The 15,071-nt window shown below is 62.8% G+C and carries 11 protein-coding genes; all 11 read right to left on the bottom strand.

Annotated features, from left to right (window positions below):
- Positions 1-41: 41 nt before the first annotated feature.
- Positions 42-683: an exonuclease domain-containing protein gene (locus KRX12_RS00350; protein ID WP_218363734.1), complete on the bottom strand. Its 642-nt coding sequence runs from the start codon at positions 681-683 to the stop codon at positions 42-44.
- Positions 683-2,611 (bottom strand): DUF294 nucleotidyltransferase-like domain-containing protein, encoded by a 1,929-nt coding sequence (locus tag KRX12_RS00355; RefSeq protein ID WP_218365362.1) that lies wholly within the window; start codon positions 2,609-2,611, stop codon positions 683-685. Before KRX12_RS00355 ends, KRX12_RS00350 begins: the two co-directional genes overlap by 1 nt.
- Positions 2,612-2,808: 197 nt before the next feature.
- Positions 2,809-3,828 (bottom strand): 3-isopropylmalate dehydrogenase, encoded by a 1,020-nt coding sequence (locus KRX12_RS00360; protein WP_218365643.1) that lies wholly within the window; start codon positions 3,826-3,828, stop codon positions 2,809-2,811.
- A 59-nt stretch (positions 3,829-3,887) separates the two neighbouring features.
- Entirely contained in the window at positions 3,888-4,541 is a 654-nt protein-coding gene (locus KRX12_RS00365; RefSeq protein ID WP_218365363.1) for a hypothetical protein, read from the bottom strand.
- 136 nt (positions 4,542-4,677) lie between these two features.
- Positions 4,678-6,273, bottom strand: coding sequence for a phosphoglycerate dehydrogenase (gene serA / locus KRX12_RS00370; RefSeq protein ID WP_218365364.1), 1,596 nt, complete (start codon positions 6,271-6,273; stop codon positions 4,678-4,680).
- A 212-nt stretch (positions 6,274-6,485) separates the two neighbouring features.
- Complete coding sequence (locus KRX12_RS00375) at positions 6,486-8,159, bottom strand: cell wall-binding repeat-containing protein (RefSeq protein ID WP_218365365.1); 1,674 nt, start codon at positions 8,157-8,159, stop codon at positions 6,486-6,488.
- A 215-nt stretch (positions 8,160-8,374) separates the two neighbouring features.
- Positions 8,375-10,255 (bottom strand): DUF262 domain-containing protein, encoded by a 1,881-nt coding sequence (locus KRX12_RS00380; RefSeq protein WP_218365366.1) that lies wholly within the window; start codon positions 10,253-10,255, stop codon positions 8,375-8,377.
- A 67-nt stretch (positions 10,256-10,322) separates the two neighbouring features.
- Entirely contained in the window at positions 10,323-11,342 is a 1,020-nt protein-coding gene (locus KRX12_RS00385; protein ID WP_218365367.1) for a cation diffusion facilitator family transporter, read from the bottom strand.
- A gap of 112 nt (positions 11,343-11,454) precedes the next feature.
- The gene (gene ilvC, locus KRX12_RS00390; RefSeq protein ID WP_218363741.1) at positions 11,455-12,468 is read right to left on the bottom strand and encodes a ketol-acid reductoisomerase; all 1,014 of its coding nucleotides are present in this window, start codon (positions 12,466-12,468) and stop codon (positions 11,455-11,457) included.
- A gap of 51 nt (positions 12,469-12,519) precedes the next feature.
- Positions 12,520-13,068, bottom strand: a complete 549-nt coding sequence (gene ilvN / locus KRX12_RS00395; RefSeq protein WP_218363742.1) for an acetolactate synthase small subunit — start codon at positions 13,066-13,068, stop codon at positions 12,520-12,522.
- A 19-nt stretch (positions 13,069-13,087) separates the two neighbouring features.
- Positions 13,088-15,034 carry an acetolactate synthase large subunit gene (locus KRX12_RS00400; RefSeq protein ID WP_218363743.1) on the bottom strand — a complete coding sequence of 649 codons (1,947 nt, stop codon included), beginning with the start codon at positions 15,032-15,034 and terminating at the stop codon, positions 13,088-13,090.
- Between the last annotated feature and the right edge of the window lie 37 nt (positions 15,035-15,071).

The raw sequence follows: 15,071 nt of genomic DNA on the forward strand, positions 1-15,071 counted from the left end.
GAAAATCAGGGCCACCTAAGCGGCGCCACTCTGATGCGTAGTCACAACTGAATATCACGCAGAGTGGAGTACCCGAGGTGTGCCCTCATGGCTAGGTAGAGCTCAGCGCAGGCGATGGCGTCGATAAGCGCATTGTGATTGGGATAGCGCGGCAAGCTATAGCGGGCGCGCACCCGTGGCAGGCGAAGGTCCTCGCCGCGCGGATAGGTCGACATCTTTTCCATGTGGGTGCGTTCGAGTTGGAAGGTGTCGGCGGTGGGCACTTTCAGGGGCGCGCCGAATTCCTGTTCGCAGAGCGCGGAGAGGAAGCGCTGCTCGATCGGGGCGAAATGCACCAGCATGGTGGTGCCCGCGAGCCGGGGAAGAAACGCCTCCAAGGCCTCGCGGGGGCTTAAGCCGGTGGCGAGTTGGGTATCGGTGAGATGGTGCAGCGTCGCGGAGGTGCCCACCGAGCGGTCCTGTTTGATGAGCATATAGCCGGCCTCGCCGAGATGAATTCTGCGGCCACGCACCGGCACCCACCCGATCGAGAGCATGGCGTCCTTTTTCGGATTCAGGCCGGTGGTCTCGATATCGACGGCGAGCAGCTCCGCCTCGTCGAGGGGCGTGCGCGGGTCCTGAGCGGCGACGGCCTCGAACTCGGCGAGCGCGCCGGTGGCCTTCTTTTTTCCCCAGCCGAACATCAGATACTCCGCACGGGGTATTTGGTGCTCAGCGCTGATTGCATCGAGCGGATGATGGAAAAGGCATCGCGGAGGCCTTCGCGTTCGATGGTGCTGAGCTGTTTGGGGTCGATGTGGTAGTCCACGGCTTCCGGAGCGGCGCCACTACGCAGCTGCGCCGCCTGGTGGCGCTGCACCACCGTGTTAAGAAAATGGAAGCTATCGAGCAGATCAGCCCCGCCCTTGGCGGAGACCCACTTGCTTCCCATCGCATACTCCAGGCGCTCGGAGGTGCCGAGAGGCCGCATGCTGGTGTCGGTGGGCGCGGATAGGGCAAAGAGGCGGGCCATTTGCACGATCGTGGCCGTGCCGCCCTTTTTCACGTTGAGGGTATTGGCATAGTCGCCGCTGCGTTCCACCACGAGCCCGCGGAAGAACCCCAACGGGGCATCGCGCCGTGCCGCAAGCGCAGCCAAGTGAGCGTGCATCCTGCGCGCGCCGTGGGCCTGATCATTCGCGGATTCGATGACCTCCTCGGCAAGCGCCAGGGTGCCGGCGATACCGCGCATGTCGAAGAACACCTGCGTGTGCAGTACCGCCTCCGGCTCCGGAGCGGATACCCACGTGTGAAAGGTGTGCTTCCACTGGCTCACCGTCATGCGCCACTCGGGGTTGGAGGCCATCATCTCGCCGGGGCAAAGCACCTGGCCGGCGGCGGCAAGGCGGGTGCACACGCGCTCATAAAACGTGGCGAAATAGTCGCCATGCGCGCCGGGGTCGAAGTCATCGGCGAGGATGAGCGCATTGTCCTGATCGGAGGCGAAGCCCATTTCGCGGCGCCCGTGCGAGCCGAGCACCACGAAGCAATAGTCCACCGGGGGCGGGCCCATCTCTTCTTCCGTGAGCGCGATCAGCCGCTGGGCCAGGGCATCGGCGGCGAGGGTGAGCAGCCCAGAGACCTCCGCTGGGTCGGCGCCGCGCTCGATGAAGCGGGCGGCCACTTCCTTTGCGGAGCTATAGACCTCTGCGAGCTCCGCATCGGTTTCGGCCCGCTCCATATCGGCGTGCACGAAGATCGGATCATTGCGCAGCAGGCGCATAATATCGCCCGAGGCGACGATGCCGACGAGGTTGTGATCATCGATCACCGGCAGGTGGTGGATGCGGTATTGCGCCAGCAGCAGCATCGCCTCGAAACCGCGCATCGAACTGCTCACCGTCACCGGATCTGGGGTCATCACCACAGAAATCGGCAGCGAGGAATCGATCGCCTCCGCCACCACTTTCTTGGTCATGTCCCTATCGGTGACGATGCCTAGCAGCCGCACCGTATCTTGTGCCGCATCGACGAGCACCCCGTCTTCCAGCGCAGTTTCATCGCCCTCGACCACCAGCAGGCTGGACACGCGTTGGGAGGCCATGCGCGCCGCCGCCTCCCTAATGGAGGTATCGGGGCTGCAGCAGGCGGGCCGGCGCACCATGCACTCGCCCACCGAGCTGCGCAGCGCATCGGAGGCCGACTCCTCCCGCATCTGGGAGGCCGTCGCCCGAATCCGCTGCGACTGCGAGGAGAAAAAGCGGTGCACCTGTGGCTGGTTCTCGCAGAGCTGAAGAAATGCCTCGCGCGGCAGCCGCAACAGGAGGCTATCCTCCACCGCGACCATCGTGTACATCGACGGAGAATTATCCTCGAGCGTCGAATAGCCGAAGGAGCGCCCAGCGTCGCGGCGATCGAGCAGCAGCCCATCCTCGCCGAGCACGTCTACCGCGCCCGAACGAATGATATTGAGAAAGCTATTGGGCTGTCCCGCACTAAAAATGACCTCGCCGGCGCGGATATACTCCACCACCACATGCTGCGGCAGCTCACTCAGCGCGTCGGCCGAAAGGTGACTAAAAGGCTCATGCGCCGCTAAAAAATCGCGGATCTCTTCCAGTTCTACGTTCATGTCCCGTAGTGTAATTCACTTCACTTTTGAGACGACGTGTTTTAGACCAAAATGATCCGCGATTGTGACCTAGATCCCCACTGGGGCAACAGTGCTTATCGACGTCGCCCTCCTGCTACTACGCAGCAGAGTGCCGACAGCAACGCCCCAGGCACCCAGAGCCGCGCGAGACGAAGGCGGCTCTGGGGAGCGCACGGCTAGCTCAAGCGAGCAACGATATCGTCTCCCACCGCCGTGGTGGAGATGGCGGCATCGGCATCGCGTGCCGATAGATGATTCTGCACAGCCTCCTCGATACGCTGGGCATTAGCCTCGTCATCCAGGTGACGCAGCAAGAGCGCCATCGAGAGAATGGCGGCCACCGGATCGGCCACACCGGTGCCGGCGATATCGGGGGCGGAGCCATGGACGGGCTCAAACATCGAGGGATTCGTGCCGCTGGCGTCGATATTGCCGGAGGCAGCCAGGCCAATGCCGCCGGTGATGGCGCCGGCCTCATCGGTGAGGATGTCGCCGAAGAGGTTGTCGGTGACAATCACATCGAAACGGGAGGGATCAGTGACCAGGTAAATCGTGGCGGCGTCGATATGGCAGTAGTCCACGGAGACCTCGGGATAGTCCTTGGCCACCTCATCGACGGTGCGCTGCCACAAGGAACCAGCGTGGACGAGCACATTGGTCTTGTGGACCAGCGTCAGCTTCTTGCGCCGCGATTGCGCTAGGTCGAAGGCATAACGCACCACGCGCTCGACACCGAAACGAGTATTCTGGCTCACCTCGCTGGCCACCTCGTGCGGAGTGTTCTCCCGCAGGGTGCCGCCATTACCGGCATAAAGTCCCTCGGTGCCCTCGCGCACGACCACGAAGTCCACCTCGCCAGGATCGCGCAGCGGCGAGGTGGTTCCCGGATAGATCTTGGAAGGACGCAGATTCACGTGGTGATCAAGGGCGAAACGCATCTTCAGCAACAGGCCTCGCTCCAACACGCCCGGAGGGACTTCCCCTGGTGCACCGATAGCGCCGAGCACAATGGCGTCGTGGCGCTTCAGCTCTGCCAGATCCTCCTCGGTGAGTAGCTCGCCATTGCGGAGATAGCGGCGCGCCCCGAGATCAAAATCGGTCGTGGCAACGTCGTCACGCACTGCATGGAGCACCTTCAGCGCTTCGGCCGTGACCTCCGGCCCAATACCGTCGCCGCCGATGACTGCAAGTTTCAACCCAGATTTCATAGAGTGATACACCTTTCCCATATAGTGAACAGCGCTAGTGTAGCACGTTAGCCCTGCCCCGCGAGCACATTAACTGTGCGCTGCAACTGCAGCACCGCCGCCACCGCGCTCCGCAGCGCCGAGTCGAAACCAGCCTCATCGCAGCCGGCGACCTCCACCGCGGTGTGCACGGCACACCACCACCCCTGCTCCCCTTTCACCGGGAATGCCGCCGCATTATCCACCTTGCTGGTCGCGAAATTGCACACGTGCGCCAACTCGCCCGGTTCGCTGTCGACCTGCGAGATCGCGACCACCTGGAGGTGCCCGCCACGAGTCGCCCCAAAATCCACCGGCAGGCCATCGATAGCAAACTCAATGCGTCCAGTCTCAGCAGAGGGCTGCACCTCACTGACCCCATGGGCCTTAAACCACGCAGCCAAGGACTGCATCACCGCTGCACGGGCGGCATCATCGGGATCTTCCGCCGCAAGGTTCGGGGCAGGCTCAGCAGAGTCCGCGGCGGAAATCATCCCGCAGGCCGCCACAGCCCGCTCCCGATACGCCGAATCCGAGATGCTACTACGCAGTAGAACCCTGCCGCTTTCTGCATCAGCGACAAGTTGGGAGCCGGGATTGGCGGAATTATAGGCCGCAACTGCAAGAAGAGCGCGGGGATAGTCGTCGACGGTGAAGCTCATAGGCAAAGTCTCAGAGTGCATAACTCTGTAGCGTAGTAGCACCAAAAAATAACCCGCGTGACTACCCGAGTATCGCTACTCGGAAGCCACGCGGGCAGCAGCTACCCCCGCCGCCCCACCGCAGCGAGCACGCGGCGGCGAGGGGCAGGCGACGTGATTAGTCCAGGCAGAGCTGGAAGACGAGGGAGGCGTCGAGCTTCTCGCCGATGGTCTCCACGACCTCTTCGGGAATTTCCTGATCGATGCGCAGGATCAGGGTGGCGCCGGAGCCGGTGGCGTCCTGGGACAGCGCGGCGGCGTTGATATTGACCCCGCACTCGCCGAGCACGGAGCCGACGATGCCCACCGCGCCCGGGGCGTCGGTGTACTGCAGGAAGAGGTTGTGTCCTTCGGCGCGCAGATCGAGGCCGCGGCCGTTGATGCGCACCACCTTTTCCACGCTATTCAATCCGGTGAGGGCGCCGAAGACCTCGACGGCGCTGCCGTCGCTGGCGATCACCTTCACTCCGAGAACGGAGCGGTGGGTCTGGGCCTCAGTGGCGGTAGAGACATCCAGCTCCACGCCACGGGACTCGGCGATCTGCGGGGCGTTGACGAAGGTTACGGGCTGGTCGACTGTCGTGGCGAATACGCCGCGCAGCGCCGACAGGCCCAGCGCCTCGATGTTCTCGGAGGACAGCTCGCCGCGGCCCTGGACCTCGACGCGCACGGCAGCGCCGTCGAGCAGGTGCACCGCCACGAGTCCCAGCTTGCGGGCCAGCTCCAGCCATAGGGCCACTTCCTCGCCCACGGCGCCGCCGGAGACGTTGACCGCATCGGGAACGAACTCGCCGGCCAGGGCCTTGAGTACGGAGTCGGCCACATCGGTGCCGGCACGGTCCTGGGCCTCAACAGTGGAGGCGCCCAGGTGCGGGGTGACGACTACCTCGGGGCAGGCGAAAAGTGGGGAGTCCGTGCAGGGCTCGGTGGCGTAGACGTCGAAACCGGCGCCGCGGATGGTGCCGGCCTGGATGGCGTCGACAAGCGCCTGCTCATCGACGAGACCACCGCGCGCGGCATTGATGATGATCTGCCCCTTCTTGGCCTTGGCCAGCAGCTCGGCGTCAAACATGCCGGCGGTTTCCGGGGTTTTGGGCAGGTGAATCGTGACAAAGTCGGAGCGCTCCATGAGCTCCTCGAGCTCCACGAGCTCCACGCCCAGCTGGCCGGCGCGGGCCGGATTGGCGTAGGGATCGTAGGCGATGATGTCGGTTTCGAAGGCGCGCAGGCGTTGAGCGAAGAGCTGACCGATATGGCCGAAACCGACGATACCCACAGTTTTCCCGTAGATTTCCACGCCCTTAAAGGAGGAGCGCTTCCACTCGCCCTCGCGCAGAGTAGCGTCGGCGGCGGGGATCTGGCGCGCGGTCGAGAGCAGCAGCGAGATGGCGTGCTCGCAGGCGGAATGGATATTGGAGGTGGGGGCGTTGGCCACCATCACTCCCTGCTCGGTCGCGGCATCGATGTCCACGTTGTCCAGGCCCACGCCGGCACGGCCCACGATCTTCAGCTTCGGCGCCGCGTCGAGCACCTCCTTGTCCACGGTGGTGGCAGAGCGCACCAGCAGCGCGTCGGCGTCCGCGACCGCAGCGAGCAGTTCGGGGCGGTTGGGACCGTCAACCCACCGCACTTCCACGGCATCTCCGAGCGCATCGACGGTGGACTGGGCGAGCTTATCTGCGATGAGAACGACTGGACGGGTTGTCTCGGTCACGAGGAATCTCCTGGGGATATGGGGTGTTGGGCGGCTTCCGGCTGATGCGTGACGACGCCGCCACGCCTTCATAGAAAGTCTGATATTCCAGACTTGCGGTGAGGCCAGAAACAGGCCCACCCTCTGCTGCGTAGTACAGCGTGGGTGGGGCCTTTTAAATCTTAATGGCTAGGAGACCGATCCTTGCTGAATCGGCCTCAATTGGGGGGATTTTATTGATAGGACACAAACCACGGACGCGGCTCGATGTCCATCGTCTGCTCCGGAGTGAAGGTGGGAGAATCCTCGTCGTAGAAGTTCTTCCACGCCAAGAAGATGCGTGGATCGAGATCTTCCTTGAGCACCTCCCAGGTTTGGAACTTCAGATCCGGGGTGCCGTGACCATCGGCGTGCAGCACGATGGCCAGCTCGGGGTAGTCCACATTCAGCTGCTCGCGGTTGCGGATCATCTGCAGTTGGAACTGGTGCAGTACCAAGGGCTTCTGCGGCAGGTTATTCTCCTCGACCAGCTTGGCGAGCCAATCGGAGACCTCGTTCACCTCGGCAGCGTCCACATGGCCCACATTCTGCAGGGGCAGATCATTCGGCCCGAGCTTCCACTCCGGATCGAGCGCCAAACCCACGTTGGGGCGCCTGAGCAGCTCTTCGTAGAGCTTGGCTTGGTCGAGCAGACGCGCCCGGCCGGGCTGTAGATCAAGCACCGCATAGCCGCCGACCTCGGTGATGGCATCGAGATAGTCAAGCAACTCCTCGGTCGTGGCCTCATTGGAATAGTCATTATCATCACCCGGATCCGAGGAGGCCACGGTGGCCATCATCTCGAAGGCGGGGATGACCGGATCGTCCACATACTGCTGGTACTGCTCGGCGATGTCTACCACACGCTCCGCAGCGGAGGCAGAATCCTGCTCACCCATCGCCCCCAAGGCAGGACCAGTGTGGTGGCCATAGAGGGCAACCACGTGGCGGCCTGGGAAGACGAGCTGGCCGCCACCGGGCTGCTCCTCGGTGACCTCCTGGCTGAGCACAATGCGCTTCTTCAGGTTCTCCTTGGAACCAAAGAGACGACCCAAGGCGATCACCGGCTTATCTTCCATTCCGGCCACAGCCTTGATGCCCTCTTCCGAGGCGCGTGGATCCGGCCACGGCAGAGCAATGAGGTCAGCACCCCACGCCTTGGCGGTGGCAGTTGCCGGGATACCGCTCATCGGGGAGGTCAGCACCACCGGAGAGTTGCCGTCGTCAAGCGCGGACTGGGCTGGGAAATTCTCCTGCTCCTTGGCCTTGCCCTCGGCCGGGGTGGAATAGCCCTCCGGAACCAGCAGGGTGGGCTGCTTGGGATCCAGATTCACAATGTCCGTGATGGCCTGTCCGGTACTTTCGGTGGTCTTCTCAGTGAAGCTCTGCGAGGTGGCGGCCTCCAAGGATGCGATGGTGCCTTCATCCTTGATGAAGGTGATTTCAGCATCGTCAGTTGCCTCAGCCGCGGCGAAGTCCGTATCGCCGACCAGCAGCACCTTGGTGGCCTTGAGACGCTTGAGCTCCTCGAGGATCGCGGCGCGGTTATCGGGAGTATTCATCAGCATCGGGGCGTGGGCCACAGCCGCGATCGATGCGCCGCGCAGCTGCGAGGCCTTAGCCATCCCAGTGACCACCGCTGTCTCGGAGTGGTCATAGAAGAGCTTGGAGGCGTCAATGCCGGAGAAATCGTTATCGCCTACCACGAAAGGGGCCTCGCCGAAACGGGGGTCCACGTCGCGGGCTGCCGCTGCATTCGACGCCGCCGGTTTATTATCGGCGCCGCCATTGTTATTAGAGCACGCCACTCCCACGCTGGAGAGCATGAGCACACTCGCGGCGATCGCGATAGCCTTGTTCTTCTTCACTAAATAATCCTCTCGCCCTGACGGGTTCGATTGCTGGTTTGCCTAGGTCTTTAAACATATCTACCTACCCATTGGACGCGGTCTCGGCTGCGTGCTAGCGGACACTACGCAGCAGCCCAGCGATACCCGGCGCGCCACCGTGCCGAGGTCACGTGCGCGCACCACGAAACGCGCCCCTACAGGGCAGTATCGACAGCTTAGCCTAGCGCATCTTATTATTCTCCCGTGCTTTCTTCGGGACACTGGAAGGCATCGGGGCCCTCGTGGCCGCCACGCAGATCGTTTTCATCCACGTCGTGAATCGCCTCATTACCCATCGCCTCTTCGATGGCCTGCACCACTTGACGGCGGCGATCGGAGAAGAATTCCTCTGCCTTGGCCGCGTGCAAGTACTCGGGGCGGAGCATGGAGGTGGCGAGTACCGCGTCGAACTCGGCATCTTCCATGATGGACTTCGACTGCACGCGCGGCAGGTAGCGCGAGGGCGGGGTTCCCGAAATCACCACCTGGGTGCGCCGACCCATCGGGGCGCGGTTGAGCACCGAGTTATACAGCACTGGGTCCACACCCTGCTCGGCGCACCATCGCGGCGGGAAGATGTAGTGGAATCCGGCGTCGAGATCCTCGATATTTTCGCCGGTAAATTCCAGCCCGGTGCGCCAGTCCTTGGCCCCGCGACCCATCATGAGCGCGAAGATTCCCTTATAGGCAGTGGAATCGGCGTCGATGCTGAGCAGACGCGACTCGGCGAAGCGCGCCTTCGCCACGCTCGCGGGCAGCTCCACATCCGCGGCAGCGCCAGACTCCCCTGCTGCACCGGACTGCCCCGCTGCACCGGACCGCTCGGCGCGGGCGGCGGCGAGCACCCAGCGCGGCACTTCGTTGACGTCTCGGGCGGCCCGGTTGGCCACTGCGGCGGTGCCGTAGAGCTCGCCCATAATCACGCACCAGAACCACCTGTAGAGCCGGTCCCACGCTGCGCGGGACTGCCATACTTCCGGCTCCTCCTCCAGGATCGCAAGGATGACAGCCAGCGCCACCAGCTGGGAAGTATAGGGCACTTGCTCGCGGGTGAAGATGCGGCGGTCGCGGAGGAATTTCGCGGTGTGCGCGAAGGCCACTCGCATTGCCTCGGCGGCGGGCTTGTACTCCTCGAGGGTGAGCTGCAGGATATCCTCGCGCTGCCCCGAGGCGCGGCCACGCCGGTAGGTCACCAGCAGTGTCACGGCCTTGAGGAAGTCGGTGGTGCCGACATCGCCGAGCACCTCGAAATTGGAGAGCACATCCTTGGTCTTTTTCCAATCGTCTCCCAGCTTGTACTCGCTGTCCTCGGTGGCAAAGACCGAGGTGAGTAGGTCGAAGACGCCCATGCGTAGTCCGCCGGAGTTGGCGTGGGCGAAAATGGAGCCGATGCCGCCGGTGTGGGTATCGCGATCCAGCCGGATCATCGGCACGCTATAGCGAGACAGCGGGCGCACGACGCGGTTCATGATGGTTTTCATGCGTTCGCGCGTATCGGCGTCGCCCCGGGCGGCGAGATCGAAGAGCATGTTGGCGCCCTTGTCATTCAATAGGTCAGCAATGGGAATGACCTCATTGCTCAGCTCCGCCTCATGATCGCTGACCCCGCCGTCGATAAAGGGCCCGAAATGCGTGTGCACGATGCCGTGTTCATCCACGGAAAACACAGCTTCATCGGGCAGGATATCGCCCTCGAGCGCCTTGTTGATGTCCAGATAGAACTTGCGACGCACCCGCTTGCGGCGAAAGTCCACGGTGTCGATATAGCCATCGCCGCTCAAGGTATGAAACAGCGTGGTGAGCCGCTGCTGGCCGTCGAGAAGCAACCAACCCGGATCGGAGCCTTCATTCGGCGCCCCCTGCAGCGGCCGCGGTTTGAAGCGCACCGGCTCGCCGCGCACATCCAGAGTCATCAGCGTGCCGATCGGATAGCCGCGGAGCACCGTCAGGATGAGGGCGCGTACTCGATCCACATCCCAGCGGAAGGTGCGCTGAAAATCCGGTAGCTGCAGATCACCCCGATTGATGCGGGCAAACAGGTCAGTCAAAACATAGCTTGGCGTACTAAAACCCATACCCTTAAACCTAGCGCTTCATTCCAGCCGCGTCGCGATAGCGCTTATCGACGCCGCCCCGCGCCACTTACTCGCCTTGGCATTGTACTTCCTCATGCCCTGCGTGCTTCTCGGATTCAATCTGAATGGTGGCGTGCCCCAGGCCCATCTCCTTCAACGCGGCCGTGGCGGTATCGAGTACTACGCAGTGGTCCGAGGCGTCCAACGTATTGTCGACCACAAGGTGGCAGGAGCACAGATGCGTAGTGCCATCGAGGCTCCAGATGTGAATGTCGTGTACCTGGTTGACCGCATCGATCTCGATGAGCCGCTGCTGCACCCGATCGACGGTCACCCCGGCTGGGGCGTGCTCGAGAAGCACCTGGCAGGCATCCAGCACCAGCCGCAGGGAGCGCGGCAGAATCATCGCGGCGATAATAACGCTCGCAATGGTGTCGGCGGCCACGAAGCCGGTGTAGCGAATAATCAACCCGGCGATAATCACCGCCACCGAGCCCAATAGGTCGGTGAGCACGTGCAGATAGGCCCCGCGCAGGTTCATGCTGTCGTGCTGTCGCCGCACCAAGACCACCGCCGCGATGGTATTCACGGCCAGGCCGATCACGGCGACGATGAGCATCATGCCGGTGTCCACGGTGTGGTGGTGGCCGAAACGCCCGATCGCCTCAATGAAGATATAGATCGCAATCACAGTGACGGTGAGGGCATTGAAAAGCGCGGCGAAGACCTCCATGCGCTTATAGCCAAAGGTCGCGCCGGCGGAGTGCGCGGAGCGCCCCACCACCATCGCGATCAGGGCGATAAACAGTCCCGCCGAATCCGAGAGCATATGCGCCGCATCGGAGAGCAAGGCCAAGGATCCGGAAATGAGGCCGACGATGAGCTCGGCGAAGAAGACCGTAGCTGTCAGGCCGATAACGACAAGCAGCGCCCGCAGCGAGTCGGTGGGCACATGCGCATGCGCATGGTCGTGACCATGGGCATGGTCGTGACCGTGATCGTGGTCGTGACCGTGGCCGGAGTCATGCGCGGAGTCGTGGGCATGCTCCTCGTGGGAGTCGTGGGAATGAGGGGAGGAGGTAGTCATACCTGATAGCCTATCCCCTATTTTCATTAATTGCCAGTATTGAAAATATTATGGTTAGCCTATACGTGCAAAAGCCCCACCAGATGGTGGGGCTAATGGCTATTTGGGGCTACTACGCAGTGGCGTCCAGCGGGTTCTTCACCCAGGACATCATGTCGCGCAACTTCGCACCGGTCTTCTCGATCGGGTGGTTGGCGATCTGCTCGCGGTAGTCCTTCATCTTCGGCTGGCCGGCCTCAACGTCGGCAACCATGTCGCGCACGAACTTGCCCGACTGAATATCAGCGAGCACCTCTTCCATGCGCTTCTTGGCCTCGGCGTCGATGATGCGCGGGCCGGCAACGTAGCCGCCGAGCTCAGCGGTCTCGGAGATGGAGTAGTTCATGTTCTCCAGGCCGCCCTCCCAGATGAGGTCCACGATGAGCTTCATCTCGTGCAGCACCTCGAAGTAGGCCATCTCGGGGGCGTAGCCGGCCTCGGTGAGCACCTCGAAGCCGGTCATCATCAGCGACTCGAGGCCACCGCAGAGCACGGCCTGCTCGCCGAAGAGGTCGGTCTCGGTCTCCTCGCGGAAGGAGGTGACGATCACGCCGGCGCGGGCGCCACCGATAGCGGCAGCATAGGACAGCGTGAGGTCCTGGGTGTTGCCGGAAGGATCCTGATCGACGGCGATCAGGCAGGGCACGCCCTTGCCGTCGACGAACTGGCGACGAACCAGGTGACCGGGACCCTTGGGGGCCACCATGCCCACGGCGATGTCCTCGGCGGGGGTGATCAGGTCGAAGTGGATGTTCAGGCCGTGACCGAAGAGCAGCACATCGCCGGACTTCAGGTGCGGCTCGATCTGCTCGGTGAAGATCGTCGCCTGGGAGGTATCCGGGGCCAGGATCATGATGACATCTGCCCACTCGGACACCTCGGCGACGGATCCAACCTCGAAGCCAGCCTCTTCGGCCTTAGCGGCGGACTTGGAGCCCTCGCGCAGACCGATCTTGACCTCGACACCAGAGTCGCGCAGACACTGAGCGTGAGCGTGGCCCTGGGAGCCATAGCCCACAACCGCAACCTTGCGGCCTTGAATGATGGACAGGTCTGCATCGGCGTCGTAGAACACTTCAATAGCCATGTTGGAGAGATCAACCTTTCATTGATGGAAATGCTAGGGGTAGCGTATCACTTACTGGGACTCGAAGTCCACTATTTGAGACGCCTTCTTGTGGTTGGGCGTGAGAATGCGAGGACCACGGTGCATCGCGATCTGGCCGGACTTGGCCATCTCCCGAATACCGAAGGGCTCGAGCACCTCGAGCAGCGCGTCCAATTTATCGGGCGCGCCGGTGGCCTCGATCACCATGGAATCGGGAGAGACGTCCACGACGCGGGCGCGGAAGAGATTCGCCGCATCCACCACGAGCGGGCGGTTGGCGGCATCGGCGTTCACCTTCACCATGAGCAACGCCCGCGCGATGGTCTTCTCCGGCTCGAGGCGCACCACCTTGAGGACGTGGATCAGCTTGTTCAGCTGCTTGGTGATCTGCTCGATCGAGTCATCGTCGGTGTGGACCACGATGGTGATGCGGTTGACGCCGCGTGTTTCGGTGCGCGCCGAGGTGATCGCGCTCATGGTGTACGCCCGGCGGCTGAATAGCCCAGCAACGCGGGAGATGATGCCGTCGACATCCTGAACGAGCACGCTGAGAGTGTGACGATGGATTTCTTCAGACATTGATTCTTATCCTTCTCTCTTAGCCGCGCGATGCGGAGTCGGTGTCGGCAGCAGCCGCTGCGGTGTTCTCTGCGTAGTCGCTCTCCGCCCGCGAGGCGTGCGCCGCGTAGCCGGAGGCATTGCCATCGGAATAGTCCGAGGCGGACGCGGCCGAGGACTCTTCGTCGAAAAGCGGACGCAGATCACGGGCGTATTGGATATCCGTGTTCGAGGCGCCGGCCGAGACCATCGGCCACACCTGGGCGTCCTGGCCCACGATGAAGTCGATGAGCACGGGCCGGTCGTTGATCTCGCGCGCCTTGTTAATGGTGGGCACGATGTCCTCTTCCTTGGTCACGCGGAAGGCGACACAGCCGAGCCCCTCGGCGAGGGCGACGAAGTCCGGCACATACTCGCCCTGCTCACGCAGCTTGGTGTTGGAGTAGCGACTCTCATAGAACAGTGTCTGCCACTGACGCACCATGCCGAGATTGCCGTTATTGATCACCGCCACCTTGATGGGCATGTTCTCAATCGCGGAGGTGGTGAGCTCTTGGTTGGTCATCTGGAAGCACCCATCGCCATCGATGGCCCATACTTCCTTATCTGGGCAGCCCGCCTTGGCGCCGAGGGCGGCCGGCACGGAATAGCCCATGGTGCCCAATCCGCCGGAATTCAACCACGTGCGCGGATGCTCGAAGTCAATGAATTGCGCCGACCACATCTGGTGCTGGCCCACGCCGGCACAGTAGATGGCGTCCGGGCCGACTGTTTTAGAGAGCTCGCGGATCACGTGCTGCGGGGTGAGCAGGCCATCATCCACATCGTCCCAGCCGCGCGGGAAGCGCTCCTTGAGCGAGTTGAGATAGCTGTGCCACGCGCTGAGGTCCTGGGTGTCAACGGACTCGGAGTCGAAGGCGCGGTTGAAGGCGCTCAGCACCTCGCGGGCATCACCGACGATCGGCACATCAGCCACCCGGATCTTGCCGATCTCGGCTGGGTCGATATCAGCGTGAATCACCTTGGCCTCGGGAGCGAAGGAATCAACATCGCCGGTGACGCGGTCATCGAAGCGCGCGCCGATGGTGATGAGCAGATCCGCGCGTTGGATCGCACCCACCGCCGAGACGGTGCCGTGCATGCCCGGCATGCCCATGTTCAGTTCATGATGAGAGGGCACAGTGCCCAAGGCCATGAGCGTAGTGGCCACCGGAATGCCGGTTTTGTCGATGAATTCCTGCAGCTCCGCGGACGCATTGGCCTTGATGATGCCGCCGCCAGCATAGATCACCGGTTTGGAGGCTTGGGAGATGAGCTTGACGGCCTCATCGATCTGTCGGCTGTGCGGCGTGACCGTCGGGCGATAGCCGGGGATCTTGATCTTCGGCGGCCACTCGAAGGTCATCTCCGCGTTTTGTACATCCTTGGGGATGTCCAGCAGCACCGGCCCGGGGCGTCCCGTGGTGGCGATGTGATAGGCCTCGGCGAAGGCCCGCGGGATGTCATTGGGGTCGGTGATCATGTAGTTGTGCTTGGTCACCGGCATGGTGATACCGCGGATATCCGCCTCTTGGAAGGCGTCCGTGCCCAGCAGGGAGTGCCCCACCTGGCCGGTAATGGCCAGCATCGGAACGGAGTCCAGCATGGCATCGGCGATCGGGGTGACCAAGTTAGTCGCGCCCGGACCAGAGGTGGCGACGCACACCCCGATACGGCCGGTGGCCTGGGCATAGCCGGTGGCAGCATGGCCCGCGCCCTGCTCGTGGCGTACGAGTACGTGGCGCACCTTGGTGGAGGAATAGAGGGGATCATACAGCGGCAGGACGGCGCCGCCAGGAATACCGAAAATGGTATCGATCCCGATGAGTTCCAAGGTCGTTACGATTGCCTGCGCACCAGTCATGCGCTGACCATTCACGGCATCCGCCTGTGAGGTCTGGCTGTGGTGCGCTGCAGCCTGCGATGAGGGCTGTTGCTTCTCGGCCACGGTGGATTGGCTCCTTGTTCGTTGCTGTCACTTGCTA

Source organism: Corynebacterium sp. TAE3-ERU2 (assembly GCF_019209955.1).
GTDB classification, from domain to species: Bacteria; Actinomycetota; Actinomycetes; order Mycobacteriales; family Mycobacteriaceae; genus Corynebacterium; species Corynebacterium megadyptis.

Excerpts from the sequence above, each read along its gene's own strand:
- KRX12_RS00350 (WP_218363734.1), bottom strand. The coding sequence starts at position 683 with ATGTTCGGCTGGGGAAAAAAGAAGGCCACCGGCGCGCTCGCCGAGTTC.
- KRX12_RS00355 (WP_218365362.1), bottom strand. The coding sequence starts at position 2,611 with ATGAACGTAGAACTGGAAGAGATCCGCGATTTTTTAGCGGCGCATGAG.
- KRX12_RS00365 (WP_218365363.1), bottom strand. The coding sequence starts at position 4,541 with ATGCACTCTGAGACTTTGCCTATGAGCTTCACCGTCGACGACTATCCC.
- KRX12_RS00380 (WP_218365366.1), bottom strand. The coding sequence starts at position 10,255 with ATGGGTTTTAGTACGCCAAGCTATGTTTTGACTGACCTGTTTGCCCGC.
- KRX12_RS00385 (WP_218365367.1), bottom strand. The coding sequence starts at position 11,342 with ATGACTACCTCCTCCCCTCATTCCCACGACTCCCACGAGGAGCATGCC.
- ilvC (WP_218363741.1), bottom strand. The coding sequence starts at position 12,468 with ATGGCTATTGAAGTGTTCTACGACGCCGATGCAGACCTGTCCATCATT.
- ilvN (WP_218363742.1), bottom strand. The coding sequence starts at position 13,068 with ATGTCTGAAGAAATCCATCGTCACACTCTCAGCGTGCTCGTTCAGGAT.